Origin of the sequence: Azotobacter chroococcum, from assembly GCF_002220155.1 — a bacterium.
Classification (GTDB): domain Bacteria; phylum Pseudomonadota; class Gammaproteobacteria; order Pseudomonadales; family Pseudomonadaceae; genus Azotobacter; species Azotobacter chroococcum.
Window position 1 is genome coordinate 3,547,991 of sequence record NZ_CP011835.1, and the last position, 21,762, is coordinate 3,569,752.

The following is a 21,762-nucleotide window of genomic DNA, read 5'->3' on the forward strand; positions in this document are numbered from 1 at the left end:
ATGGGCCGCGGAGAGGGGAAAAACAGTCGTCATTCTGGCCTTCGCACCGACCCGCCGCAAGGCGCCCCATCGACAGCGCACGGCGGACGATGCCTCGCGTGCAGGCGAACGGCCACGAGGAGCTCAGCGCTCAAGCCCGGCGCAGTGCAGGCAGAGCTCGGCGACCGGCAGCGCGGCCAGGCGTGCCGGCTCAATCGGCTGGCCACAGCGCCGGCAGAGGCCATAGCGGCCCTCCGCCAGCCGCTGGCGCGCCCGCTCGACCTGGCGCAGCCCCGCCTCGGCCTCGGCCAGCAGGGCCTGCAGGACCTCGTCGTTCTGCCGCTCGCCAGCCCGCTCGGTGGCGTCCGCGTCGTGCGGCCGGGCCAGATCGTCGCGAATGGCCTCGGCGCGCTGCCGATAGTCCCGGCGCAGACGCTCGAGGGTGCCCTGTGGATCGAAGACGTCGGCCATGTTCACTCCCGGGAATCGACCATACTCCTCTTCAGTGTGGCCCAGGCTGGACGATATGCAGTGATCTGCATCAAGCGCCCGGCCGCCACCGGAAAGGCCGGCTTGACAGCCCTGCGGCGTTGCAAAATGCTGCGCACCGGCCGGCGAGGACCGGCCCGTTTCTCCACATGAAGAAGAGATCATCAATGAAAAGGATTCTGCTGGGTTCCCTGTTCGCCATCGCCTCCGTCAATGCCTTCGCCGAGGCACCGGGCGGCCCGAGTTGCGGCTGGGGCAACATGCTGTTCAAGGGACAACGCGGTCTGGCCTCGCACCTGGTCGCCTCGACCACCAACGGCACTTCGGGCAATGCTACCTTCGGCATGACCTCCGGCACCAACGGCTGCCGTACCGACGGCGCCCTGACCTACTCCGGCAAGCCGATGCTGGTACTGGGCAGCATCATGGACGAGCTGTCCGAGGACATGGCCAAGGGCGACGGCGAAGCCCTGACCACCTACGCCGTGGTGCTCGGCGTGCAGCCGGAAGACCGCGCCCACTTCGCCGCCGTGACCCATGAGCACTTCGCGGAAATCTTCAGCTCCGCCGACGTCACCGCCGAGGACGTGCACAGCGCCACCCTCGCCGTGCTGAAGAAGGACGCCCGCCTGGCCAAATACGCCGAGCAGGCCTGACCCGGCCCAGCGACCCGCCATCGCCTCGTGCCCGCTCCGGCGGGCACTTTTCTGTCCGATCGTCCCAGTCCCTCATGCTCAAACGCCTGCTTCCCCTGCTGCTGGGCGGCGCCTGCGCCGCGCTCCAGGCCGCTCCGCAACTGCCGGCGACGCGCCTGCACGAGCTGGCCGCAGACCCCTTCTGGCTCGCCCTCGGCCACTACCAGCGCAACCGGCTGGGTGGCTGGCGCAGTCATGTCGACGATGACGAGTTCTTCCTGGCCGAACGGGGCGAGCGCGATCCCACGGCGGAACTCGCCGCCACCCTCGCGGCCCTCTACCAGGAGCCGGCCCTCGCCGACCGCCATCCGCAGTGCCGCTTTCCGGCCCGCACCCGCTGGCTGCGCGAGCGGCTGAACCTGGACGACCTGCCGCAGCCGCAGTGCCGCGAATACGCCGACTGGCATGCCGACATCGCCCCGCACAGCACGGTGCTGGTGTTCCCCGCCGCCTACCTGAACAGCCCCTCGTCAATGTTCGGCCACACCCTGCTGCGCATCGATCCGCCCGGCATCGACACCCAGGGCAGCCCCCTGCTGAGCTATGCGCTGAACTTCGGCGCCTACATCGAGGGCAGCGACAACAGCATCCTGTATGCCTGGAAGGGACTGATGGGCGGCTATCCCGGCCTCTTCGCCCTAATGCCCTACCGGGAAAAGCTCGCCGAATACAGCCGCCTGGAAAACCGCGACCTCTGGGAATACCGGCTGAACCTCAGCGCCGCGGAAACCGGGCGGATGGTCGAGCACGTCTGGGAACTGCGGCAGATCCAGTTCGACTACTACTTCTTCGACGAAAACTGCTCCTACCGCCTGCTCGAGCTGCTGGAGATCGCCCGCCCGGGCCTGGAGCTGACCGACCAGTTCCCGCTCACCGCCATCCCCGCCGACACCGTGCGCGCGGTGCAGCAGGCCGGGCTGGTCGAGCGCACCGACTACCGTCCGTCACGGGAAAAGGAGCTGCGCGCGCGCGCAGAGCCGCTGAACGGCACGGAACTGGAGTGGACGCGGCGCCTGGCCGAAGACAGTGCCGCGCTCGCCAGCCCGGCCTTCCAGGCGCTGCCGGCCGAACGCCGGGCACTGGTGCAGGACGCCGCCTACCGGCTGATCCGCTACCGCAAGAGCGGCGAGGAGCGCGACGAAGGCAGCGCCCGCGACAGCTACCGCCTGCTGCAGGCGATCAACCGCAACCCGCCGCCACGCCTCGCCGTGGAGCGCCCCGTGCCGCCGGAGAACGGCCACGAATCGCGCACCTGGCAGCTCGCCCTCGGCAGCCGGGAAGACCGCAGCTTCAGCGAATACGGCCTGCGCATGGCCTACCACGACCTTGAGGACAACCTCGACGGCTTCCCCCTCGGCGCACAGATCGAGATCGCCCAGCTCAAGCTGCGCCGCTATGAGGGCAACCACTGGCAGCTGCAGCGGCTCGACGTGGCCAACATCCGCTCGCTGACTCCGCGCAGCGCCCTGCTCTCGCCCTGGTCCTGGCAGGTCGGCGGCGGCCTGGAGCGGGTCATCGGCAAGGGCCGCCACGACGACGAACAGCTGGTCGGTCACCTGAGCGGCGGCGCCGGCGTCACCTGGCCGCTCGCCGAAGGACTGCTCGGCTTCGCCCTGGCCACCGCCCGGCTGGAACAGAACGAGGACTTCGCCGCCTTCATCAGTCCGGCCGCCGGCTTCAATGCCGGCCTGCTGTGGCGCAACCGGCTGGGCAACCTCGGCCTCGAGGCCAGCGCCGACTACTTCCACAACGGCGAGGTGCGCCGTGAGCTGAGCCTGGTCCAGCAGTGGGAAATCGCCGCCAACCTCGGCCTGCGCCTGGCCGCCCGCCGCGAATTCAGCCAGCAGGGCGCACCGGCCAGCGAGCTGAGCCTGCAGTTGCGCTGGTATCACTACTGAGGAGACCAAAAGGTGTGCGCGAGGCCTGCGGCTCTGCCGCCCTACTCCTTGCTCGCCGCCGGCCCATCGAGACGGAGCGGGCGCCCCGCTCCATCGCTCTCGAGCGCCTTCCTGGCCGGCTCGACGACCTGCTCGAGCGGCAAGGCGGCCACCGCCTGCTGCGCCTGACGGTCGGCGCTGCGCCGCACGCCCTCCAGCTCCGCCTTCAGCGCCTCGTTCTCCTGACGGAACATCTCCGCCACCTCGCGCCAGACCCGCGCGACCGCCTCCTGCTCGCGCGCCTCGTCCGGCGTGCCGGCCCGGCGCGCCCGCTCATCCGCCTGCGCGGCGCGGGCCTCGGCCTTGTCCAGGCTGGCCGCCCGGCGCCGGCGCAGGATCTCCCGGAGCCGCTCGAACAGCCAGTCGCAGAACTCGTCCAGGACCTTGCCGACGAGCACCTTGAGTGCAGGCCCGAGCAGGCCGATCAGGAGTTTGGAAAGCATTGCCGTCTCGCTCCGAAGAATGTCCGCGTGCGGCCGGAACAACCCGGCCCATCGGCGGCGCAGCTTGCCGGAAAGGCAGTCCGGCGCGCAATTTCAGCACGCCTCGATGTCGATCTCCACCTTCGCGCCCTGAACCAGCGTGTTGTAGACCGGCGAGAACGCCGCCAGCTCCTTGAGCAGCGCGAGGTTTTCCGGGGCGGTCTTCACCCGGAACTTCACGCGGATGTTCGTGTAGCCCTTGGGCACGGAGGGGTCCAGTCCGAGGAAGCCGCGCAGGTCGATGTCGCCCTCCAGCTCCGACTCCAGCTCGTCGATGGAGATGCCGTGCACCGCCGCATGGGCGACCATGCTGGTGGTGATGCAGCCGGCCAGGGCATTGAGCAGGTGCTCGACCGGGTTGGCCGCCTTGTCCCCGCCGGCGAGCACGGCGGGCTCGTCCGCATTCAGCAGGAACGGCTCGGCGTGCACCATCTCCTGCCCGGCGCCATGGAAGCCGGAGATCGTGCTGCAGTTGCGCGTGCCTCCGAGCCAGGCGTTGCGCGCCCGGAACCGGCAGGCGGCCAGCGCGGGATCCTTCTGGATGGCGCCGATGGTTGCCTTGAGAACCTCCAGGTCGATGCCGTTTATGCGGCTGACGTGCTTTTCCGCTGTCATCGTTTTCCCCTCCGTTTCAGCAGTGGAGCGGCCAGCGGCCCCGGAGGGACAAGCGCTCTCGCAAACCCTCGGCAAGCCTCCCTGCCAAGCCTCAGCTCCTTGCGCGGCCACCGACCCGCGAAGGGTCGCGAGGCGACCCTATTGGGTATTAGCCGCTTTTTCACCCTCCGGCCAGGCAGGCTCGTCCGGTCGCCGCCCTTCGCGGAGAAACGCGCGGCCCTCAGTCATCGCACTTGACCTCCTCCTTGAACTCGTCGCGCTTCGCCTCCTGCTTAACCCGGCAGCGGCCGTCGCGGAACTCCTCCTTCCATTCGCCGCGCCAGCGGGCCCCGATCCCGTCTTTGCATTTCACCTCCCGCTTGTAGTCTCCGCGCTTCGACTCGATCTTCACCTCGCACGGACCGTCCCGGAACTCCTCCTTCCGTTCATCGCCCCACCAGCGCCGCCATTCATGATGATGGTGGTCGTCATGAGCGGCCACGGAGTTGCCGAAACCGAGGAGCATTACCAGGGAAGTTGCCAATACCGCTGCCTTCATCATCACCACGCTGAAAATTGACTGACGCTTTCCTGCCGGGCCGGCGCAATGGCGGAGCCCCGCCGCACGGCCCGTGCTTTGTGCGATCATCGCGCCTTCGCAAAACCACACCCGATGAGAGGACACATGAGCAGCGAAGCTTCCGGCACCTGCCGTCACTTCGTCACCTACAGTGGCATCAAGCTGCCGCTGAAGCTGATGAACGAACTCGACGAGGCCGGTCTCCACAACCGCAACACCTTCTTCCGCGGCCACTTCGACGCACAGGACCGCCTGATCAAGATGGAGAAGATCGTCTATGGCGAACTGGAGCTGCAGCACGTCTACAGCTACCACGCCAACGGCGCCCTGCGTCAGGCCGAGATCACCGACGCCGACGAGGAAGTCACGGTGCTCGACTTCGACGAGAACGGCCAGCCGGCGTAGGGCGGTGCAACCCGCCATTGCGAGTCAGGCCCTTGCCACGTCTGGCGGGTTGCCTCCGCCCTACCAGCGCCGCGCCGCCGCCTGGTCGCTGTCGCGGCCCTCGACCCAGCGCGGTCCCTCGCCGGTATCCTCCTTCTTCCAGAACGGCGCACGGGTCTTCAGGTAATCCATGACGAACGCGCAGGCGTCGAAGGCCGCCTGGCGGTGGGTGCTGGCGGTGCCGACGAAGACGATCGGCTCGCCCGGCTCCAGCCGGCCGATGCGGTGGAGGATCTCCAGCCGGAGCAGCGGCCAGCGCTGCGCGGCCTCGTCGGCGATCTTGCCCAGAGCCTTCTCGGTCATCCCCGGATAGTGTTCGAGGAACATCCCGCCGACCTCGCGGCCCTCGTTGAAGTCGCGCACGTAGCCGACGAAGCCGACCACCGCGCCGACCCCGACGTTGGCCGCGTGCAGCGCATTGAGCTCGGCCCCCGGATCGAAGGCCTCGACCTGTACCCGAATGCCCATCTCAGCCTCCGGTGACGGTGGGGAAGAAGGCGATTTCGTCGCCGTCGGCCAAGGGCTCGTCCAGGCCGCACAGCTCCTGGTTGCGGGCGCACATCAGGTTGCGCTCGCCGAGCACCGCCCAGTCGCCGCCGCGCGCCAGTAGGTGGCGGCGCAGGTCGTCGAGGCGGGCGAAGCCTGCGTCCCAGCCGAGCTGCTCGGAATCGACGCCGAGCGCCTCGCGGTAGCGGGCGAAGTAGTGCACGTGAATCATGGGAATACTGCTCTCCGTCGGAATCAGGCGTCGGCCCGGTAGTGGCCACTCTTGCCGCCCTGCTTTTCCAGCAGGCGGATCTGCTCGATGAGCATGCCGCGATCCACCGCCTTGCACATGTCGTAGAGGGTCAGCGCGGCGACGCTGGCCGCGGTCAGGGCCTCCATCTCCACGCCGGTCTGCCCGGCCAGCTTGCAGCGGGCGGTGATGCGCACGCGGTCCTCGCCCTCGGCCGCCAGCTCGACCTTGATGCCGGTCAACAGCAGCGGATGGCAGAGCGGAATCAGTTCGTGGGTCTTCTTCGCCGCCATGATCCCGGCGATGCGCGCCACGGCGAACACGTCGCCCTTGGGATGGCCGCCCTGCTGGATCAGCCGCAGGGTCTCCGGCAGCATGCGCACCCAGGCCTCGGCCTCGGCCTCGCGGGCGCTGTTGGCCTTGTCGGTGACGTCGACCATGTGCGCATGGCCCTGGGAATCGAGATGGGTGAGCATGACAGCGGCTCCTGGCGCGAAAGGAGGCCAATTGTATACCCAGCCGGCCCGCCAGGCAGGCCGCGGGGTGCCGACGGCAGCCCCGCGGCCGCGGCCGCTACATGTTCGCCTCGGCGTACTCCGCCAGGGCCGAGCGCGGCACCCCCTGCAGGGTGATGTGCACGCCGTGGCGGAAGTCCTTGAAGCGCTCGGTGAGGTAGGTCAGCCCGGAACTGGTGGCCGACAGGTAGGGGGTGTCGATCTGCGCCAGGTTGCCCAGGCAGACCACCTTGGAGCCGCTGCCGGCGCGGGTGATGATGGTCTTCATCTGGTGCGGGGTGAGGTTCTGGCACTCGTCGATGAGGATCAGGCTCTGCTGGAAGCTGCGCCCGCGGATGTAGTTCAGCGATTTGAACTGCAGCGGCACCTTCTGCAGGATGTAGTCGACGCTGCCGTGGGTGTTCTCGTCGTCCATGTGCAGCGCCTCCAGGTTGTCGGTGATGGCGCCGAGCCAGGGCTCCATCTTCTCCGCCTCGGTGCCGGGCAGGAAGCCGATGTCCTCGTCCAGCCCCTGCACGCTGCGGGTGGCGATGATCCGCCGGTAGCGCTTGTTGACCATGGTCTGCTCGATGGCCGCGGCCAGGGCGAGGATGGTCTTGCCGGAGCCGGCGGCGCCGGTCAGGTTGACCAGATGGATGTCCGGCTCGAGCAGGGCGAACAGCGCCAGGGCTTGGTAGATGTCGCGCGGCCGCAGCCCCCAGGCCTCCTGGTGCAGCAGGGGCTCCTGGTGCAGGTCGAGGATCAAGAGCTCGTCGCCCTTGATGCCCTTGACCCAGCCGACGAAGCCCTGCTCGTCGAGGATGAACTCGTTGAGGTGCAGCGACGGCAGGTTGTCGGTGAGCTGCACCCGGTGCCAGGCGCGCCCGTGGTCCTGACGGGTATCCACCTTGCTCACCCGGTCCCAGAAGGAGCCGCTAAGGTTGTGGTAGCCGCGCGGCAGCAGGCTGACGTCGTCGATCAGCTGGTCGGTGTGGTAGTCCTCGGCCGCCACCCCGCAGGCGCGCGCCTTCAGGCGCATGTTGATGTCCTTGGTGACCAGCACCACCGGCACCTCCGGCCGGCGCCTCTTCAGATCCACCACCAGGTTGATGATGCGGTTGTCGTTGCTGTCGTCGTCGGGCAGCCGGTCGTCAGCGCCGACGCGGCGGCTCATGAGGATCGACAGCAGGCCGCAGGGGCCGCTCTTGCCGCGCTGGATGGGTACGCCCTGCTCGACCTCCTCGGGCGTCGCCTCGCCGAGCACCTGGTCGATCAGCCGGATCGCCTGGCGGCACTCGGCAGCCACGGTGTGCTTGCCGGTCTTCAGCTTGTCCAGTTCCTCCAGCACCGTCATCGGAATGCCGACCTGGTGTTCCTGGAAATTCAGCAAGGCGTTGGGATCGTGGATCAGGATGTTGGTGTCGAGGACGTAGAGGGTCGACTGGGTGGGGTGGGCGCATCCGTGGTCATCCATAATCGGTCACCTTTTTCTGGCCGGGGGCAGGCGACGGAATGCCGGATACAGCGCTCCGCCGCGAAGAACCGCCGTCCTCTCCGGCACCGGGCGGGAGAAGCCGGGCACGCCGCCGGCCGGAGCCGCCGGGCGTGCGCACGCATGCGACAGACCGTGGACAATCACACGACGCGCAAGCGCTTTCCTTGGTCTGTCAGGCGGTCTGGCTTTGTTGATACAGCAAAACGGATGACAGAAAAAAGTACTTTTCAGCGCCTGCCAGGGTTTTTTTATCCCGTTGCGGAATAATCTTGGCGGTCCCGCCGGGGGCCGCTAGAGTGGGGGGATTCACTCCCGCCCGCCTGGCTGCCTCCCCCCGCAGCGGTTCACCTCCACGGTCACGTGGACCAGCCCGGAAATGCCCGTCAGACAGGCCTTGTAGCGGTCCGCGCTGCCGTCGCCGTGGGTCACCACGCTGAGGATGCAGGCGTACTGGGCGCGGCCGACGCGCCACAGGTGCAGGTCGGCCACCTCGGTATCCGGCTCGCGCTCCAGAGTGGCGCGCACCCGCTCGACCAGTGGACTGTCCATCTCCTGGTCGAGCAGCACCTTGCCGGTTTCGACCAGCAGCCCCCTGGCCCAGACACCGATCACCAGCGCGCCGACGATGCCCATCAGCGGGTCCAGCCAGCTCCAGCCGAAGAACTTGCCGCCGAGCAGCGCGACGATGGCCGCCACCGAAGTGAGCGCATCGGTCAGCACATGCAGGTAGGCGGCGTGGCGGTTGAGATCGCGGCCGCCCTGGGCATGGCCGTGATCGTGATCGGCATGGTCATGGCCGTGCGCGTGGCCATGGTGATGGTGGTCGTGCTGGTCGCGCAGCAGCCAGGCGGACAGCAGGTTGACCAGCAGCCCGATCACCGCCACCCACAACGCCAGGTCGAAGGCGATCTCGCGGGGCTGCCAGAGCCGCCAGAGCGACTCGCCGAGCATCAGGACGGCCACCATGACCAGCAGCAGGGCACTGGCGAAGCCGGCCAGCACCTCGATCTTCCAGGTGCCGAAGGCGAAGCGCGGGTCCTGCACGTAGCGCCGGGCGAGCAGATAGGCCACCGCGGTCAGGCCGATCGCCAGCATGTGCGAAGCCATGTGCCAGCCGTCGGCCAGCAGCGCCATGGAATTGAAGGCATAGCCGGCGGCGATCTCCACCAGCATGGTGACCCCGGTCAGGGCCACCACCAGCCAGGCCTGGCGCTCGCTGCCCGCCTCCAGCGGGCGATAGTCGTGGGAGGACTGCCAGTGTTCGTGGTTGCATTCGATCATCGGGTGACTCCGGGAAAACGTGGGGCACGGACCCAAAGGGGGTACTGGCGCTAGAATCGCCGCAGACCCCAAGGAGAGCAACGATGCTGATGGTGATTTCCCCGGCCAAGACCCTCGACTACCAGAGCCCGCCGGTCACCCCGCGCCACACCCTGCCCCAGTACCTGGACCACGCCGCCGAACTCATGGTCCTCCTGCGCGAGCTGACCCCGCCGGCGATCGCCGAGCTGATGAGCCTGTCCGACAAGCTCGCCGGGCTCAACGCCGCCCGCTACGCCGAATGGACCCCCGACTTCAGCCCGGCCAACGCCAAGCAGGCCCTGCTCGCCTTCAAGGGCGACGTCTACACCGGGCTCAACGCCGAGGACTTCGACGAGGCCGACTTCGACTTCGCCCAGACGCACCTGCGCATGCTCTCCGGCCTCTACGGCGTGCTGCGCCCGCTCGACCTGATGCAGCCCTACCGCCTGGAGATGGGCACCAGGCTGGCCAACGCCCGCGGCAAGGATCTCTACGCCTTCTGGGGCGAACGCATCAGCCTGTGGCTGAACGAGGCGCTGGACGAACAGGGCGACGACCTGCTGCTCAACCTGGCCTCCAACGAATACTTCTCGGCGGTCAGGCGCCCGCTGCTGCGCGGCCGGGTCATCGACACCGAATTCAGGGACCTGAAGAACGGCCAGTACAAGATCGTCAGCTTCTACGCCAAGCAGGCCCGCGGCCGCATGGCCCGCTACGTGATCAAGGAGCGCCTGCGCGACCCGGAGGGCCTCAAGGACTTCGACGACCAGGGCTACCGTTTCTCCGTCAGCCATTCCACGCCCGAGCGCCTGGTGTTCCTGCGCGACAAGCTGATGGACTGACGGCCGTCATGGCCGCGGGCCGGCCGCCGAGGCGCTGCGGCGCAGCAGACGCTGCCAGCAGCGCAGCCCGCACCAGAGGGCGGCGAGCAGGTAGACCAGGCCGCCCGGCACCCACATCAGCAGGCCGGCCAGTTGCTGGTCGCCCAGATCGCCCGTGGCGCGGTAGAGCGGCACCCGGGCGAAGCTCAGCAGGGCGCCGAGCAGGCCGGTATGCATGCTGGTCAGCAGCAGGGCCAGCAGCGCCTGCCCCTGCTGGCGCGGCCCGGCGCGCAGCACCGACCACCAGAACAGCCAGGCGCTGAGCAGGAAGCAGGCATGCTCGACGAGGTGCCACCAGAGGTTGTCCAGCGCCAGCCGGTAGGGCCCCGGCGCGTGCCAGATCCAGATCAGCGCACCATGCAGCACGGCGCAGGCCAGCGGCCGCCGGGCCAGGCGCAGCGGGCCGCGCCACAGAAGGTCCAGGCGCGGGCCGCACAGGCTGCGCCATTGCGGCAGCGGCCGGGCCAGCACGGCCAGCGGGGCGACGGCCAGCATCAGCAGCATGTGCTGCAGCATGTGCAGGGCGGCGCTGGTTTCGGCGGCTTCGTCGAGCGGACCGAACAGGCTGAGGGCCGCGAGCAGGAAGCTTCCGTGCAGCAACAGGCGCTGGCGCAGCGCCGCCGGCCGGCGCCGGCAGCCTCCCGCGTAGCCGATCCAGGCGGCGGCCAGCAGAGCGGCGCCGAGCAGCACCGGCAGCCGCTCGCCCAGCAGCTGGCCGAGGCCTTGGTCGAACAGCCCGTGGGCCTGCGCCCCGGCCGGCAGCAGCAGGAGCAGCAGACCGATCAGAGGCATGGCGGCAGCGTCAGAATCGGCAGACCGACGAACAGCGTGGCCAGGGCCGCCAGCAGATGGACCGCGGCGCCGACCCGCACCACGAAGCGCCGCGCCGCCAGCGCGGGCGGCGGCACCCGCCACAGCCGCCAGGCGCAGCCGAACAGCCAGGCCGCGGTGAGCAGGGTGAAGAGGCCGAGCAGGCCGTTGAGCCAGGTGGCCGGCCCCAGCCCGTCGCCCGGCCGGGCCAGCAGGCAGCCCAGCGACAGCCCGGCGTACACGGCGACCAGCCACAGGCTCCAGACGATCAGCCCGAGCGCCAGCTGCAGCGGATGCCCCGGCCTCACGCGCCGATCCCCCGGGGAAACAGCACCAGGGCGAAATAGCTCGCCCAGAAGGTCAGCAGGCAGTAATCCCACCACTGCAGGACCACCGCCGGCTCGTAGGGCGCCCGCTCGCCGACCAGCCCCAGGCGCACCCGCCAAGCCTGCAGCGCGGTGAACAGCGGCGCCAGGGCACAGTGCAGCAGCAGGTAGCCGAGGGTCACGGCGATCAGCGCGTCGTGGGCGCTGGCAGTGGGCGCCAGGGGCGTCGCGGCGAGAACCCAGGCGAGCCCTGCCGCCTGCAGCAGGCCCAGCGCGGCGAGCATCCAGAGCGCCCCTTCCAGCCGGCGGTGGTTCCCTCGGCGCAGGCGCCGCAGCAGCAGGCGAAAGCCCAGCGCGATGGCGCCGAGCAGCAGCCCGTCGAGCAGCAGCGCCAATCCCGGCAGCGGCGAGCGCGCTGGCGGCTGCCAGTTCGGCGCCACGGTCCACAGGTAGAACCAGGCGAAGATCAGCGAGAAGAACAGCACGCCGTTGGCCAGCAGGGTGGTGCCCATGCCCCACAGGCCGGGGCCGTCGAAGGTGCGCGAATGCAGCGGCGGATCGCCCGGCCGGGTGCGCGCATCCGGCGCGGCCAGAGGGTGGGCGCCGTTGACCCAGGACCAGCGCAGCAGGATGCCGAGGGTCGCCAGCGCCGCCACGCCGGCCAGGGCATAGGCGCCGTTCAGCAGAGACAGGCAGACCACCGTCAGGACCAGCGCCGCATACAGGGGCAGCCAGCTGTTGCCCGGCAGGTGGATGATCTCGCGCACCTGCCCGCTCAGCGGGTCGCTGCCCCAGGTTTCGCGACGGCCGTGGTCGATGGTCGGCAGCCCGTGGCGGCCCTCGGCGATGCTCTGGCCGAGGGCCGGGTTCTCCCACAGCGGATGGCGGCTGGTGCAGGCCGGCAGGCTGACGAAGTTGTAGGCGGCCGGCGGCAGCGCGGTGGCCCACTCCAGGGTGTCGGCCTGCCAGGGGTTGTCGCCGGCGCGGCGGCCGAAGCGGAAATGCAGGCCGATGTCCAGCAGCACCATGGCCACGCCCATGGCCATCACGAAGCTGCCCACCGAGGAAATCAGGTTGGGCAGGTCCCAGCCGAGCCCCGCCGGGTAGGTGTAGACCCGCCGCGGCATGCCGAGCAGGCCGGTCCAGTGCATCACCAGGAAGGTCGCGTTGAAGCCGACGAAGGTCAGCCAGAAGCCCCAGCGCCCCAGGCGCTCGGACGGCAGGCGCCCGGAGAAGTGCGGCAGCCAGTAGTAGAGCCCGGCGATCAGCGGAAAGAGCATGCCGCCGACCAGCACGTAGTGCATGTGCGCCACCACGAAATGGCTGTCGTGCACCTGCCAGTCGAAGGGCACCAGCGCCAGCATCACCCCGGTCAGGCCGCCGGCGACGAAGATCACCAGAAAGCCGACCAGCCAGAGCATCGGCACGTTGAACAGCGGCCGGCCGGTCCACAGGGTGGCCAGCCAGGCGAACACCTGGATGCCGGTGGGCACCGCCACCAGCATGCTGGCCGCGGAGAAGAACGCCTGCCCCAAGAGCGGAATGCCCACGGTGAACATGTGGTGCACCCACAGGCCGAAGCTGAGGAAACCGGTGCCGATCACCGCCAGCACCAGCCAGCGGTAACCCACCAGCGGGCGGCGGGCGAACACCGGCAGCAGGGTGCTGACGATACCCGCCGCCGGCAGGAAGATGATGTAGACCTCGGGGTGGCCGAACAGCCAGAACAGGTGCTGCCAGAGCAGCGGGTCGCCGCCGCGGGCGACGTCGAAGAAGGCGAAGCCCGCGGCGCGCTCCAGCTCCAGGAGGATGCTGCCGAGGATCAGCGGCGGGAAGCCGAAGACGATCATCAGCGACGTCACCAGCATGTACCAGGCGAACAGCGGCATCCTGTCGAGACTCATGCCGGGCGCGCGGCTGCGCAGGATCGACACCGCCAGCTCGACGCCGCCGGCCACCGAGGAGATTTCCACGAAGGTGATGCCGATCAGCCAGAAATCCGCATTCACCCCCGGCGAGTGGGCCGCGCTGCTGAGCGGCGTGTACATGAACCAGCCGCCGTTCGGCGCCAGACCCAGGGCCAGGCTGGAAACCAGGATGGTGCCGCCGAACAGGTAGCACCAGTAGCCGAAGGCGCTGAGGCGCGGAAAGACCAGGTCGCGGGCGCCGAGCATCTTGGGGATCAGGTAGACGGCCAGCCCCTCGACCATCGGCACGGCGAACAGAAACATCATCACCGAGCCGTGCAGGGTGAACAGCTGGTTGTAGGTCTGGTGATCGATCAGCGGCAGCTCGGGGCGCGCCAGCTGGGCGCGGATCAGCATCGCCAGCAGTCCGCCGATGAGGAAGAACACCGTCCCCGTGAGCATGAAGCGCAGGCCGATGCTGCTGTGGTTGACGATGGACAGCGCCCGCCAGCCGGTCGGATTGCCCCAGACGGCATGGAAGTCCTGATGCAGCCGTTCGGGGCTCTGCGCGCGGGTTTCGCTCATGGGGCGAGGGTCTCCAGCCAGGCGGCGATGGCATCGAGGCTGGCCTCGGGCAGATGGTCGTGACGGGGCATGCCGTTGTGCGGCTTGAGCCTCTGGTGCTCGCGCAGCCAGCGGCGCATGGCGCCCTCCTCCCTCGCCAGGGTGCCGGCGCCGAGGCTGGGCCGCGCGCCGACATCGCTGAGATCCGGCGCCCGGCGGCCGTCGCTGATCCCGGCCACCCGGTGGCATTCGCCGCAATAGGGCCGGAAGGCCTCCACCGCCGCGGTATGTTCCGGCGCGATCGGAGACGCTGTCCGGCGGGCGGCCTGCCAGGCCTCGAAGGCCGGCGTTTCCAGGGCCTCGACGGCCAGCGCCATGTGCGCGTGCTGGGCGCCGCAGAACTCCGCGCACTGGCCACGGTAACGGCCGGCCCGGTCGGCCTGCAGGCGCAGGGTCGCGCGGCGCCCCGGCAGCATGTCGAGCTTGCCGCCCAGGCGCGGCACCCAGAAGGCATGGATCACGTCGGCGCTGGCGACCTCCACGTCCACCGGCCGGCCGACCGGCAGGATCAGCTGATTGGCGGTGACCACGCCGGTCTCCGGATAGCGCACCGCCCACCACCACTGATGGCCGGTCACCTCGATGCGCAGCGGCGGCGGGCCGTCCAGCGGCAGCGGCAGCATGCGCAGGCCCAGCGGGATGCCGAAGGCCAGCAGCACCAGGATGCTGAAGCCCGGCAGCAGCACGCCGCCGGCGATAATCCAGCGCCGGCCCAGGCGCCGGGCCTGCTCGGGCGTGTAATGGCGCGGCGCCCGGCGCAGGGCCAGCAGCCAGAGGAGCACGACCAGCAGCAGCACCAGGCCGAACCAGGCGAACATGCCCCACCACAGCCAGGCCGCCGCCTGCGCCGCCGGCCCGGCCGGGTCGAGCGCGGACTGCGGCCCCTGGCAGCCGGCCAGGAGCATTGCCGCGCCGGCCGCGGTCAGATGCCCGTATGCGCTCCGCCGCCTCTCGCCGAGGAAATCCCGATGCCCGAGCAGACCATCCGCAGCCGCGCCGCCCTGGGCGGCCACCCGCTGCATCCGATGATGATCCACTTTCCGGTCGCCGCCCTGTTCGGGCTGGTCGCCAGCGACCTCGGCTACCTGCTGAGCGGCGACCCCTTCTGGGCCCGGGCCAGCCTGTGGCTGGCCGGCGTCGGCGCCTTCGGCGGCTGGCTCGCCAGCATCGCCGGCCTCGTCGATCTGTTCAGCGTGCGGCGGATTCGCCGCCTGGTCACCGGCTGGTGCCATGCCATTCTCGCCGTGATGATGCTCTCGCTGGCCTCGCTGAACTGGCTGCAGCGCTACCTCGCCGCGGAGCAGATCTTGCCCTGGGGGCTGTACCTGTCCCTGCTGACCGCGCTGCTGATCGTGCTGGCCGCCTGGCTGGGCGGTCGCCTGGTCTACGAGCATGCGGTGGGGGTCGATGTGGAAGGTTGAACAGTCCGCCACCGGGAGCCTCCTCAGACGGGCCTGGCCAGGACCAGCCAGACGACGCAGAGCACGGCCAGCGCGGAGGTCACCGCCAGGGCGACGCAGAGGGAGGTCACCACAGTCTGCGGCTCGCGCTCCAGGCGCAGGATCAGCGCACCGTACAAGGCATGGCAGACCACCATGACCACCACGGCGGTCAGCTTGAGAATCAGCCAGATGCCGAGGGTGCCCTGGACGAGAAACAGCAGGGTGCCGCTGGCGATGGTGAAGAGCGCCGCCGGGGTCGCCAGCAGGTTGAACAGCTGCCGGTTCAGCAGGACAGCGTGCTGGCGGGAGGAAACTTCGAAATTGGCGCCGCTGCTGCCGGCGATCAGCCCCGGCAGATAGAACAGGGCAGCGCACCAGATCAGCAAAAAGACGATATGCACGCTCAGCAGCCAGGGCATGGCGATCTTTCCCAGGGCCTGTTGACACTACTCTCCGCGAGCCGCGTTGCCGCGCCAAATGGCGCCAGGCAAGGCGCGGGACGCAGGGAATGGCGTTCCCTTGCCAAGTCCCGCAACGACGCATGGCGCCATTTGCCGCGCAACCCGCAGGGACGGGCCTGTTTTTGCGCGGAGTGTCGTTGCTCGTCGTTCGTTTGGAATGACCAAACTTCTCTCCTCGCGCCTAACCCCGCGCAAAAACAGGCTCCGTCGCGGCCGCGTGGAGTAGTGTTAACAGGCCCTAATCATTTCCTGTTTCCCTGATTCCATGCCGGCGCGCAGAGTTGGCCGAAAACACGCATGCCATTCAATATCCAGACGAGTGTAGTAGCCGGGGCCGGATATAACAGCCGCGCACACTTTGCATCTTGCGGACTCGTACCGTTTGTCCGCTGCGCATTATCGCCATGGAAATTCCGGAACTCTCGCCAAGGGGTGTTTTCAGTATCCATGCAGGGCGCGTGAATACCTGCTTTTTTCAGCCCTCAAGGAGAAAAAACATGCCCAAGAACACCAACCCCGGCAACTTTGCCAACGATCGCCAGAAAGCCTCGGAAGCCGGCCGCAAGGGTGGTCACAACAGCGGCGGAAACTTTGCCAACGACCGCGAGAAGGCTTCCGAAGCCGGCCGCAAGGGAGGCCAGCACAGTCACGGCGGACAGGCTGGCAAAGAGGGTGGCAAAGAGCGTCGTTGATCTTTGCGCCTGGCGGAGAGCATCGCCCGATTCATCCATAATCGGGCGATGCTCTCGCCCTTTATATATTTACCGCATTGATTGTCCGTAGCCGTGATGGTCATTGCCGGCCGGCAACCATTCGTCCTGCCGGCGTCACAGGCCGAACTGCTTGCGCTTGCGATACAGCGTCGAGGCGTCGATGCCGAGCGTTTTGGCGGCCTGTTCGAGGGTTTCGCTGGTTGCCAGCACGGCGGCGATATGGGCCCTCTCCAGCTCCTCAAGCCGCAGCGGCATGCCCACCCGCGGCACGCTGCCGACCGGCTGTTCGCCCAGCCCCAGATGGGTCGTCTCGATCAGCTCCTGCGGGCAGATGATGCTGGCCCGCTCGACCACGTTGCGCAGCTCGCGGATGTTGCCCGGCCAGTGGTAGCCCAGCAGGGCCGCCTGTGCCGCCTCGCTGAAGCCGCGCGCCGGGCGGCCGTAGCTCTTGACGAACATGAGCAGGAAGCGTTCGGCCAGGTCGCGGATGTCCTCGGGACGCTCGCGCAGCGGCGGCAGATGCAGGGTGATCACGTTGATCCGGTAGAGCAGGTCCTCGCGAAACTGCCCCGCCCGCACCATGGCTTCGAGGTCGCGGTTAGTGGCGGCGAGGATGCGCACATCGGCCTGGCGCGTCACCGGATCGCCGATCCGCTCGTACTCCTTGTCCTGGATGAAGCGCAGCAGCTTGGGCTGCAGGGACAGCGGGAAATCGCCGATCTCGTCGAGGAACAGGGTACCGCCGTCGGCCTGGCTGACCCGTCCCAGGGTGCTGTCGGTGGCCCCGGTGAAGGCGCCGCGGTTGTGCCCGAACATCTCGCTTTCCATCAGCTCGACGGACAGCGAGGGACAGTTGATGGTCACGAAGGACTTCCTTGCCCGCCGGCTCCAGCCATGGATGGCGCGCGCCAGCTCGCCCTTGCCGGTGCCCGACTCGCCGAGAACGAGGACGTTGGCATCGGTGTCGGCCACCTGCCGGGCGGTCTCCAGGACCGCCATCATCGCCGGATTGTCCGAGCCGAAGACATCGCTGGGCTGGCGCAACTGGCCCTCCAGGACCGCCAGGCGCGTCGCCAGCTGGCCGATCTCCAGCTGCTTGGCCGCGGCCAGACACAGCTGGTCGGGACTGCACGGCTTGACCAGGTAGTCGGACGCGCCGGCCTTGATCGCCTCGACCGCCGTGTCCACGGCACTCAGGGCGGTGACGATCACCACACGCATCCAGGGCGCCTGGCTGCGCAGGCGCTGCAGCACCTCCAGGCCGTTCTCCTCGCCCAGGCGCAGATCGAGAAAGCACAGATCGAAGACCTGGCGTTGCAGCAACGCTTCCGCCTGCGCCCCGCTGCCGGAACTCATCACGCTGTAGCCACGCTCCTCGAGACAGGAGCGGAAAGTTCTCAGTATTGCCGGCTCGTCATCCACCAAGAGTATCCGGCCGGTGACTTCCGTCGTGGGTTTCATTCTCCCCCTCGTGTGTCTTCGTGGTGCCAGGTTCAGGCCTACAGCGTAGTTGCAAACGTTCGGTAACGTTGCCGCTGCACGGAGGCCGAATCCTCTCCGGCGGACAGGCCGGGAAGGACGAGCGTGAGGGGGGAGTGCGCCAATCCGTCGGGAAAATGAAGGCAAATTGCTGGGTATGCACATCATCCCGACACATGCGGCATGCGGGATCGCACACCGGGACACCGACCGACGGCGTGCCGGTGGCGGATCGGACAGGACAGCCGGGCGAGCGGAAAGGGATTGCGCGACGCTGCACGGCAGGGCCGGCGCCCCGGGCGCACAGGCCGGGGCCCCGGCCTGTGCGTCAGTCGTGCTTCTTGTGGGTGGCCGCCAGCTGTTTGGCCTTTTCCCAGTGTTGTTCCAGGGTCGGCAGGGACTTGCTGGCGAAGGCCTTGAGGTCCGCATCCTCCACCTGCTGCGCGGCCTTGCGGTACAGCTCGACGGTATTCTCGTGGGAGGCGACCTGGTTGTTGGCATAGGCCTCATCGAAGGATTCGCCGTCGCGCAATTGCAGAATCCATTTCTTGGCCTTGCTCATCAGTTCGGCTTCGGTGGCCACTTCCAGCTGCTTGGTCGTGGCGATCTGCGCCAGCTTTTGGTTCGCCGCGGTATGTTCGTCGATCATCTGCTGGGCAAAGGCCTTGATATCCGGGGAAGTACTTTTCTCCAGGGCAAGTTTGCCGCTCTCGATTTCCGCAATGCCCTTTGCCGACGCCTCGTCGACAAAGTCATCGGCATCCATGCTATCGGCGGCATATAGGCTGCCGAATACGGCAAGCAAGAGCGCAGCGAAAAAGGCCTTATATATTCTCATCATGGCTTATTACCTCTTTAGAAAAGATTCCCATATAGGAAGTTTTCCGACAACGAACAACCTGTCCCGGCAAAGGTACGACTTACCCGGCTGGAGATAGTTCTGAAATATCGGACGCCCAGACGCTCCCCTGTCAATCAAGCGGTATTGCTGCGTATCGGAAAGTTCTCGAAAGTTGAATCCCACCCGTCAGCCGGGATGAACTTTGGAAGTGCCGGAGGATTCTACCCAATGCACCCATCATCCCCCATCAAGGAGATCGTCAAATGGCAACTGTCCACGAAAACCTGCTTGATTGGCTGCGCGATGCCCATGCCATGGAACAGCAGGCGGAAAACATGCTGGAGTCGCTTTCCGACCGTATCGAGCACTATCCCGAGTTCAAGGTACATATCGACCAGCACCTGCAGGAAACCCGCTGGCAGAGGGACCAGATCGAAAGCTGCATCAGGCGCCTGGGCAGCAGCCCTTCGGCATTCAAGGACATGGCTGCCAAGGTCGTGGCCTTCGGCCAGGGGCTCAGCGGCGTGGTCATGAGCGACGAGGTGGTCAAGGGCGCGATCAGTACCTATGTCTTCGAGAACATGGAGATCGCCTCCTACCGGACGCTCATCGCCGCCGCCGAAGTGGCCGGAGACGCGGAAACCAAGCGGATCGCCCAGGAAATCCTGATGCAGGAGCAGGCGATGGCCGACTGGCTGCTGAACTACCTGCCGGAAATCACCAGCGAATTCCTGAGCCGCTCCGAAACCCCCGACGTGGCCGCCAAGCGCTGAGGCGGCTGCCGGGCGAAACCGCCTGCGCGCCTTCGAACCACCTCCCCACAGCACAGCAACGAGCCCGGTACCGAGCAGCCGCCCGGCACCGGCTCGCCATATCGACCCGCCTCAGCCATTGACCACCGTTCCGCCATTCACGTGCAGCACCTGCCCGGTCACGTAGGAGGAGTCGTTGCAGGCGAGATACACGTAGGCCGGCGCCACCTCCTCCGGCTGCCCGGGACGCTGCATCGGCGTCGAGGCGCCGAAATGCGCCACCTCCTCCGCGCTGAAGGTGGAGGGAATCAGCGGGGTCCAGATCGGCCCCGGCGCCACCGCGTTGACGCGGATGCCGCGCGGCGCCAGGTTGGCCGACAGGGCGCGGGTGAAGGCGGTGATCGCCCCTTTGGTGGAGGAGTAGTCGATCAGCTTGGGATTGCCCTTGTAGGCGGTGACCGAGGTGGTGTTGATGATCGCGTCGCCCTCCTTCATGGACGGCAGCGCCGCCTTGGTCAGCTGGAACATGCCGAAGATGTTGGTGCGGAAGGTCTTCTCCCACTGCTGCTCGCTGATGTCCTCGAGCCGCTCCTGCGGGTGCTGCTCGCCGGCGTTGTTGACCAGCACGTCCAGATGGCCCCATTGACCGAGGGTTTCCTCGACCACCATGCGGCAGAACGCGGCATCGGCCACGTCGCCGGCCAGGGCCAGGCAGCGGCGGCCGTGCTTCTCGATTTCCCGGCGGGTCTCCTCGGCATCTTCCGGCTGGTCCAGATAGAGCAGGACGATGTCCGCTCCCTCCCTGGCGAAGACCACCGCCACGGCGCGACCGATGCCGCTGTCGGCGCCGGTGATGACCGCGACCTTGCCCTCCAGCTTGCCGGCCGCCCTGTAGTCCTCGGCCTTGTATGCCGGCCGCGGATGCATGTCGCCTTCCTTGCCGGGCCGTTGCGCCTGGTGCTGCGGCGGCAGGGTTTGGTTGTTTTCAGCCATAACGTTCACCTTACGTCTTGAAGAACAGGTGGATGGGATGCCACGGAAGGCTCGGGCGCGCCGGAGACAGGGGCGTGGCGTTCCTCCCTTCAGCAGACTCGGCCGGTTTTTCCGAGTTCGGGCGAAGCGCCGGACGCGGAAAAACCGGCCCCGGCATTCGCGACGAGCCGCCGCGGCGTGACGCATGTCGCGCCGGCGGGACAAAAGCCGGAAACGGTGGTCGGACTCATCAAGCAGCAAGACGCACAGGCCACTGCCATGACCGATGTCCCGCCGGATACTCCCGGGCCACGCACGCAGCCGGACGACGCGCAGCAGGATGATTTCGCCCCGCGCCACTACCCGATCGCCGACCAGATCGCCCGCCAGCGCAGGACCTGGAAACACGAGCGGATCGGCTTCGTCGTGCTGCTCGCCTTCATCGCCCTGGCCCTGAGCGGCCTGTTCGCCGGCGGCCCGCTCAGCCGGCACATCGGCAGCAGTCCGCAACAGCGCCTGACGGTGGAGTACGAGCGCTTCCTGCGCAACGGCGCCAGCAGCCGGATCGTTCTCATTGCCCGGACCAGCCCCTCGGCGCGGGCCACCCTGCGCATCGACCAGGCGTTCCTGCGGGCCCATGTGGTCGAAAGCCTGCAACCGCAGCCCCTGTCCGCCCGCAGCCACGAGGGCGGGCTGGAACTCGCCGGCCAGGCCGACGAACGGGGTGAGTTCAGCCTCTACCTGACGATCCGCCCCGACGGCATCGGGCTGGTGCGCAGCACCGCCTGGTTCGAAGGCGACAGCGTGGTCTTCACGCAATTCATCTATCCGTGAGGAGGGAGCGATGGACGCCGTTCTGCGAGCCACCGCGATCTACCTGGCCCTGCTGGCCCTGTTCAAGATCGCCGGCCGGCGCACCCTGGCGGACATCAGCAATTTCGACCTGCTGCTGCTGTTGATCATCGGCGAGGCGACGCAGCAGGCGCTGCTGGGCGACGACTTCTCGCTCACCAACGCGCTCATCGTGATCGTGACCCTGATCGTCATCGACGTCGGCCTGTCGTTCGTCAAGCTCCGCTTCGCCCGGATCGACACGCTGATCGAGGGCACCTCGACGCTGATCGTCGAGGACGGCCGGCCCCTGAAGAAGCGCCTGCGCGAGGCCCGCCTGCGCGAGGAAGACATCCTGCTGGCGGCGCGCCAGAGCCAGGGGCTGGAACAGATGCGGCAGATCAAGTACGCGATCCTGGAGAAGAACGGCAAGATCTCGATCATCCCCTACTCGTCCGGATGATCCGCCCCAGAGCCCTGCCCGTCTCGCCGGGAA

The 21,762-nt window shown here is 68.0% G+C and carries 26 protein-coding genes; 9 read left to right on the top strand and 17 right to left on the bottom strand.

Annotation, left to right across the window (positions count from 1 at the left end; translation table 11 throughout):
• Nucleotides 1-123: 123 nt before the first annotated feature.
• On the bottom strand, nucleotides 124-450 hold the full coding sequence (locus tag ACG10_RS16490) for a TraR/DksA family transcriptional regulator (RefSeq protein ID WP_039802332.1): 327 nt from the start codon (nucleotides 448-450) through the stop codon (nucleotides 124-126).
• A 185-nt stretch (nucleotides 451-635) separates the two neighbouring features.
• On the opposite strand from ACG10_RS16490, the gene ACG10_RS16495 reads away from it, so the two are divergent.
• Together ACG10_RS16495 and ACG10_RS16500 are read left to right on the top strand one after the other, a co-directional pair.
• Entirely contained in the window at nucleotides 636-1,124 is a 489-nt protein-coding gene (locus tag ACG10_RS16495; protein ID WP_039802330.1) for a DUF3015 domain-containing protein, read from the top strand.
• 74 nt (nucleotides 1,125-1,198) lie between these two features.
• Nucleotides 1,199-3,061: an Lnb N-terminal periplasmic domain-containing protein gene (locus ACG10_RS16500; protein WP_089169036.1), complete on the top strand. Its 1,863-nt coding sequence runs from the start codon at nucleotides 1,199-1,201 to the stop codon at nucleotides 3,059-3,061.
• Between the two features lie 41 nt (nucleotides 3,062-3,102).
• Here the strand turns inward: ACG10_RS16500 and ACG10_RS16505 are convergent, their stop codons facing one another.
• The 3 genes from ACG10_RS16505 to ACG10_RS16515 form a co-directional block, all read right to left on the bottom strand.
• On the bottom strand, nucleotides 3,103-3,543 hold the full coding sequence (locus ACG10_RS16505; RefSeq protein ID WP_089169037.1) for a hypothetical protein: 441 nt from the start codon (nucleotides 3,541-3,543) through the stop codon (nucleotides 3,103-3,105).
• Nucleotides 3,544-3,636: 93 nt separating this feature from the next.
• Complete coding sequence (locus ACG10_RS16510) at nucleotides 3,637-4,197, bottom strand: OsmC family protein (RefSeq protein ID WP_089169038.1); 561 nt, start codon at nucleotides 4,195-4,197, stop codon at nucleotides 3,637-3,639.
• 220 nt (nucleotides 4,198-4,417) lie between these two features.
• Nucleotides 4,418-4,825: a hypothetical protein gene (locus ACG10_RS16515; protein WP_232487130.1), complete on the bottom strand. Its 408-nt coding sequence runs from the start codon at nucleotides 4,823-4,825 to the stop codon at nucleotides 4,418-4,420.
• A 36-nt stretch (nucleotides 4,826-4,861) separates the two neighbouring features.
• Here ACG10_RS16515 and ACG10_RS16520 point away from each other — a divergent pair, with 36 nt between their 5' ends.
• Entirely contained in the window at nucleotides 4,862-5,161 is a 300-nt protein-coding gene (locus ACG10_RS16520; protein ID WP_089169039.1) for a DUF6156 family protein, read from the top strand.
• Between the two features lie 60 nt (nucleotides 5,162-5,221).
• On the opposite strand, the gene moaE is transcribed toward ACG10_RS16520, so the two are convergent.
• The 5 genes from moaE to dmeF form a co-directional block, all read right to left on the bottom strand.
• Nucleotides 5,222-5,668 carry a molybdopterin synthase catalytic subunit MoaE gene (gene moaE / locus ACG10_RS16525; RefSeq protein WP_089169040.1) on the bottom strand — a complete coding sequence of 149 codons (447 nt, stop codon included), beginning with the start codon at nucleotides 5,666-5,668 and terminating at the stop codon, nucleotides 5,222-5,224.
• Nucleotide 5,669: 1 nt separating this feature from the next.
• Complete coding sequence (locus ACG10_RS16530; protein WP_089169041.1) at nucleotides 5,670-5,918, bottom strand: MoaD/ThiS family protein; 249 nt, start codon at nucleotides 5,916-5,918, stop codon at nucleotides 5,670-5,672.
• Nucleotides 5,919-5,941: 23 nt separating this feature from the next.
• Entirely contained in the window at nucleotides 5,942-6,412 is a 471-nt protein-coding gene (gene moaC / locus ACG10_RS16535) for a cyclic pyranopterin monophosphate synthase MoaC (RefSeq protein ID WP_089169042.1), read from the bottom strand.
• Nucleotides 6,413-6,509: 97 nt separating this feature from the next.
• The gene (locus tag ACG10_RS16540) at nucleotides 6,510-7,904 is read right to left on the bottom strand and encodes a PhoH family protein (RefSeq protein WP_089169043.1); all 1,395 of its coding nucleotides are present in this window, start codon (nucleotides 7,902-7,904) and stop codon (nucleotides 6,510-6,512) included.
• Nucleotides 7,905-8,231: 327 nt separating this feature from the next.
• Entirely contained in the window at nucleotides 8,232-9,206 is a 975-nt protein-coding gene (gene dmeF / locus ACG10_RS16545; RefSeq protein ID WP_089169044.1) for a CDF family Co(II)/Ni(II) efflux transporter DmeF, read from the bottom strand.
• 83 nt (nucleotides 9,207-9,289) lie between these two features.
• On the opposite strand from dmeF, the gene yaaA reads away from it, so the two are divergent.
• Nucleotides 9,290-10,069, top strand: a complete 780-nt coding sequence (yaaA, locus tag ACG10_RS16550; protein ID WP_089169045.1) for a peroxide stress protein YaaA — start codon at nucleotides 9,290-9,292, stop codon at nucleotides 10,067-10,069.
• 6 nt (nucleotides 10,070-10,075) lie between these two features.
• Here the strand turns inward: yaaA and ACG10_RS16555 are convergent, their stop codons facing one another.
• From ACG10_RS16555 to coxB, 4 genes are read right to left on the bottom strand one after another with little or no spacing between them, the layout of a single operon-like run.
• Entirely contained in the window at nucleotides 10,076-10,900 is an 825-nt protein-coding gene (locus ACG10_RS16555; protein ID WP_089169046.1) for a cytochrome c oxidase assembly protein, read from the bottom strand.
• Entirely contained in the window at nucleotides 10,891-11,226 is a 336-nt protein-coding gene (locus tag ACG10_RS16560; RefSeq protein WP_089169047.1) for a hypothetical protein, read from the bottom strand. Before ACG10_RS16560 ends, ACG10_RS16555 begins: the two co-directional genes overlap by 10 nt.
• Nucleotides 11,223-13,736, bottom strand: coding sequence for a cytochrome c oxidase subunit I (gene ctaD, locus ACG10_RS16565; RefSeq protein ID WP_089169048.1), 2,514 nt, complete (start codon nucleotides 13,734-13,736; stop codon nucleotides 11,223-11,225). The genes ACG10_RS16560 and ctaD overlap by 4 nt, the downstream gene beginning before the upstream one ends.
• Nucleotides 13,733-14,680, bottom strand: a complete 948-nt coding sequence (gene coxB / locus ACG10_RS16570) for a cytochrome c oxidase subunit II (RefSeq protein ID WP_089169049.1) — start codon at nucleotides 14,678-14,680, stop codon at nucleotides 13,733-13,735. Before coxB ends, ctaD begins: the two co-directional genes overlap by 4 nt.
• 21 nt (nucleotides 14,681-14,701) lie before the next feature.
• On the opposite strand from coxB, the gene ACG10_RS16575 reads away from it, so the two are divergent.
• Nucleotides 14,702-15,196, top strand: coding sequence for a DUF2231 domain-containing protein (locus tag ACG10_RS16575; protein WP_089169050.1), 495 nt, complete (start codon nucleotides 14,702-14,704; stop codon nucleotides 15,194-15,196).
• A 23-nt stretch (nucleotides 15,197-15,219) separates the two neighbouring features.
• Here the strand turns inward: ACG10_RS16575 and ACG10_RS16580 are convergent, their stop codons facing one another.
• Nucleotides 15,220-15,636 carry a CopD family protein gene (locus ACG10_RS16580; protein WP_089169051.1) on the bottom strand — a complete coding sequence of 139 codons (417 nt, stop codon included), beginning with the start codon at nucleotides 15,634-15,636 and terminating at the stop codon, nucleotides 15,220-15,222.
• 539 nt (nucleotides 15,637-16,175) lie between these two features.
• Between ACG10_RS16580 and ACG10_RS16585 the strand changes: the two genes are divergently transcribed.
• Nucleotides 16,176-16,370, top strand: a complete 195-nt coding sequence (locus ACG10_RS16585) for a con-10 family general stress protein (RefSeq protein WP_039805734.1) — start codon at nucleotides 16,176-16,178, stop codon at nucleotides 16,368-16,370.
• A gap of 135 nt (nucleotides 16,371-16,505) precedes the next feature.
• Here ACG10_RS16585 and algB read toward each other — a convergent pair whose 3' ends face one another.
• Together algB and ACG10_RS16595 are read right to left on the bottom strand one after the other, a co-directional pair.
• Entirely contained in the window at nucleotides 16,506-17,852 is a 1,347-nt protein-coding gene (gene algB / locus ACG10_RS16590; protein WP_089169052.1) for a sigma-54-dependent response regulator transcription factor AlgB, read from the bottom strand.
• A gap of 346 nt (nucleotides 17,853-18,198) precedes the next feature.
• Nucleotides 18,199-18,711 carry a DUF4142 domain-containing protein gene (locus tag ACG10_RS16595; RefSeq protein WP_089169053.1) on the bottom strand — a complete coding sequence of 171 codons (513 nt, stop codon included), beginning with the start codon at nucleotides 18,709-18,711 and terminating at the stop codon, nucleotides 18,199-18,201.
• Between the two features lie 263 nt (nucleotides 18,712-18,974).
• Here ACG10_RS16595 and ACG10_RS16600 point away from each other — a divergent pair, with 263 nt between their 5' ends.
• The gene (locus tag ACG10_RS16600; protein ID WP_089169054.1) at nucleotides 18,975-19,484 is read left to right on the top strand and encodes a ferritin-like domain-containing protein; all 510 of its coding nucleotides are present in this window, start codon (nucleotides 18,975-18,977) and stop codon (nucleotides 19,482-19,484) included.
• Nucleotides 19,485-19,595: 111 nt separating this feature from the next.
• Here ACG10_RS16600 and ACG10_RS16605 read toward each other — a convergent pair whose 3' ends face one another.
• Nucleotides 19,596-20,456, bottom strand: coding sequence for an SDR family oxidoreductase (locus ACG10_RS16605; protein ID WP_039805738.1), 861 nt, complete (start codon nucleotides 20,454-20,456; stop codon nucleotides 19,596-19,598).
• 258 nt (nucleotides 20,457-20,714) lie between these two features.
• On the opposite strand from ACG10_RS16605, the gene ACG10_RS16610 reads away from it, so the two are divergent.
• Both ACG10_RS16610 and ACG10_RS16615 read left to right on the top strand, forming a co-directional pair.
• Entirely contained in the window at nucleotides 20,715-21,269 is a 555-nt protein-coding gene (locus ACG10_RS16610; protein WP_089169925.1) for a hypothetical protein, read from the top strand.
• A 10-nt stretch (nucleotides 21,270-21,279) separates the two neighbouring features.
• Nucleotides 21,280-21,729 (top strand): DUF421 domain-containing protein, encoded by a 450-nt coding sequence (locus tag ACG10_RS16615; RefSeq protein ID WP_039805739.1) that lies wholly within the window; start codon nucleotides 21,280-21,282, stop codon nucleotides 21,727-21,729.
• Nucleotides 21,730-21,762 lie beyond the last annotated feature (33 nt).

Bases quoted from the DNA above. Each gene is read 5' to 3' on its own strand.
- ACG10_RS16490 (WP_039802332.1), bottom strand. From the start codon at position 450: ATGGCCGACGTCTTCGATCCACAGGGCACCCTCGAGCGTCTGCGCCGG.
- ACG10_RS16495 (WP_039802330.1), top strand. From the start codon at position 636: ATGAAAAGGATTCTGCTGGGTTCCCTGTTCGCCATCGCCTCCGTCAAT.
- ACG10_RS16500 (WP_089169036.1), top strand. From the start codon at position 1,199: ATGCTCAAACGCCTGCTTCCCCTGCTGCTGGGCGGCGCCTGCGCCGCG.
- ACG10_RS16505 (WP_089169037.1), bottom strand. From the start codon at position 3,543: ATGCTTTCCAAACTCCTGATCGGCCTGCTCGGGCCTGCACTCAAGGTG.
- ACG10_RS16510 (WP_089169038.1), bottom strand. From the start codon at position 4,197: ATGACAGCGGAAAAGCACGTCAGCCGCATAAACGGCATCGACCTGGAG.
- ACG10_RS16515 (WP_232487130.1), bottom strand. From the start codon at position 4,825: ATGATCGCACAAAGCACGGGCCGTGCGGCGGGGCTCCGCCATTGCGCC.
- ACG10_RS16520 (WP_089169039.1), top strand. From the start codon at position 4,862: ATGAGCAGCGAAGCTTCCGGCACCTGCCGTCACTTCGTCACCTACAGT.
- moaE (WP_089169040.1), bottom strand. From the start codon at position 5,668: ATGGGCATTCGGGTACAGGTCGAGGCCTTCGATCCGGGGGCCGAGCTC.
- ACG10_RS16530 (WP_089169041.1), bottom strand. From the start codon at position 5,918: ATGATTCACGTGCACTACTTCGCCCGCTACCGCGAGGCGCTCGGCGTC.
- moaC (WP_089169042.1), bottom strand. From the start codon at position 6,412: ATGCTCACCCATCTCGATTCCCAGGGCCATGCGCACATGGTCGACGTC.
- ACG10_RS16540 (WP_089169043.1), bottom strand. From the start codon at position 7,904: ATGGATGACCACGGATGCGCCCACCCCACCCAGTCGACCCTCTACGTC.
- dmeF (WP_089169044.1), bottom strand. From the start codon at position 9,206: ATGATCGAATGCAACCACGAACACTGGCAGTCCTCCCACGACTATCGC.
- yaaA (WP_089169045.1), top strand. From the start codon at position 9,290: ATGCTGATGGTGATTTCCCCGGCCAAGACCCTCGACTACCAGAGCCCG.
- ACG10_RS16555 (WP_089169046.1), bottom strand. From the start codon at position 10,900: ATGCCTCTGATCGGTCTGCTGCTCCTGCTGCTGCCGGCCGGGGCGCAG.
- ctaD (WP_089169048.1), bottom strand. From the start codon at position 13,736: ATGAGCGAAACCCGCGCGCAGAGCCCCGAACGGCTGCATCAGGACTTC.
- coxB (WP_089169049.1), bottom strand. From the start codon at position 14,680: ATGCTCCTGGCCGGCTGCCAGGGGCCGCAGTCCGCGCTCGACCCGGCC.
- ACG10_RS16575 (WP_089169050.1), top strand. From the start codon at position 14,702: ATGCCCGTATGCGCTCCGCCGCCTCTCGCCGAGGAAATCCCGATGCCC.
- ACG10_RS16580 (WP_089169051.1), bottom strand. From the start codon at position 15,636: ATGCCCTGGCTGCTGAGCGTGCATATCGTCTTTTTGCTGATCTGGTGC.
- ACG10_RS16585 (WP_039805734.1), top strand. From the start codon at position 16,176: ATGCCCAAGAACACCAACCCCGGCAACTTTGCCAACGATCGCCAGAAA.
- algB (WP_089169052.1), bottom strand. From the start codon at position 17,852: ATGAAACCCACGACGGAAGTCACCGGCCGGATACTCTTGGTGGATGAC.
- ACG10_RS16595 (WP_089169053.1), bottom strand. From the start codon at position 18,711: ATGATGAGAATATATAAGGCCTTTTTCGCTGCGCTCTTGCTTGCCGTA.
- ACG10_RS16600 (WP_089169054.1), top strand. From the start codon at position 18,975: ATGGCAACTGTCCACGAAAACCTGCTTGATTGGCTGCGCGATGCCCAT.
- ACG10_RS16605 (WP_039805738.1), bottom strand. From the start codon at position 20,456: ATGGCTGAAAACAACCAAACCCTGCCGCCGCAGCACCAGGCGCAACGG.
- ACG10_RS16610 (WP_089169925.1), top strand. From the start codon at position 20,715: ATGACCGATGTCCCGCCGGATACTCCCGGGCCACGCACGCAGCCGGAC.
- ACG10_RS16615 (WP_039805739.1), top strand. From the start codon at position 21,280: ATGGACGCCGTTCTGCGAGCCACCGCGATCTACCTGGCCCTGCTGGCC.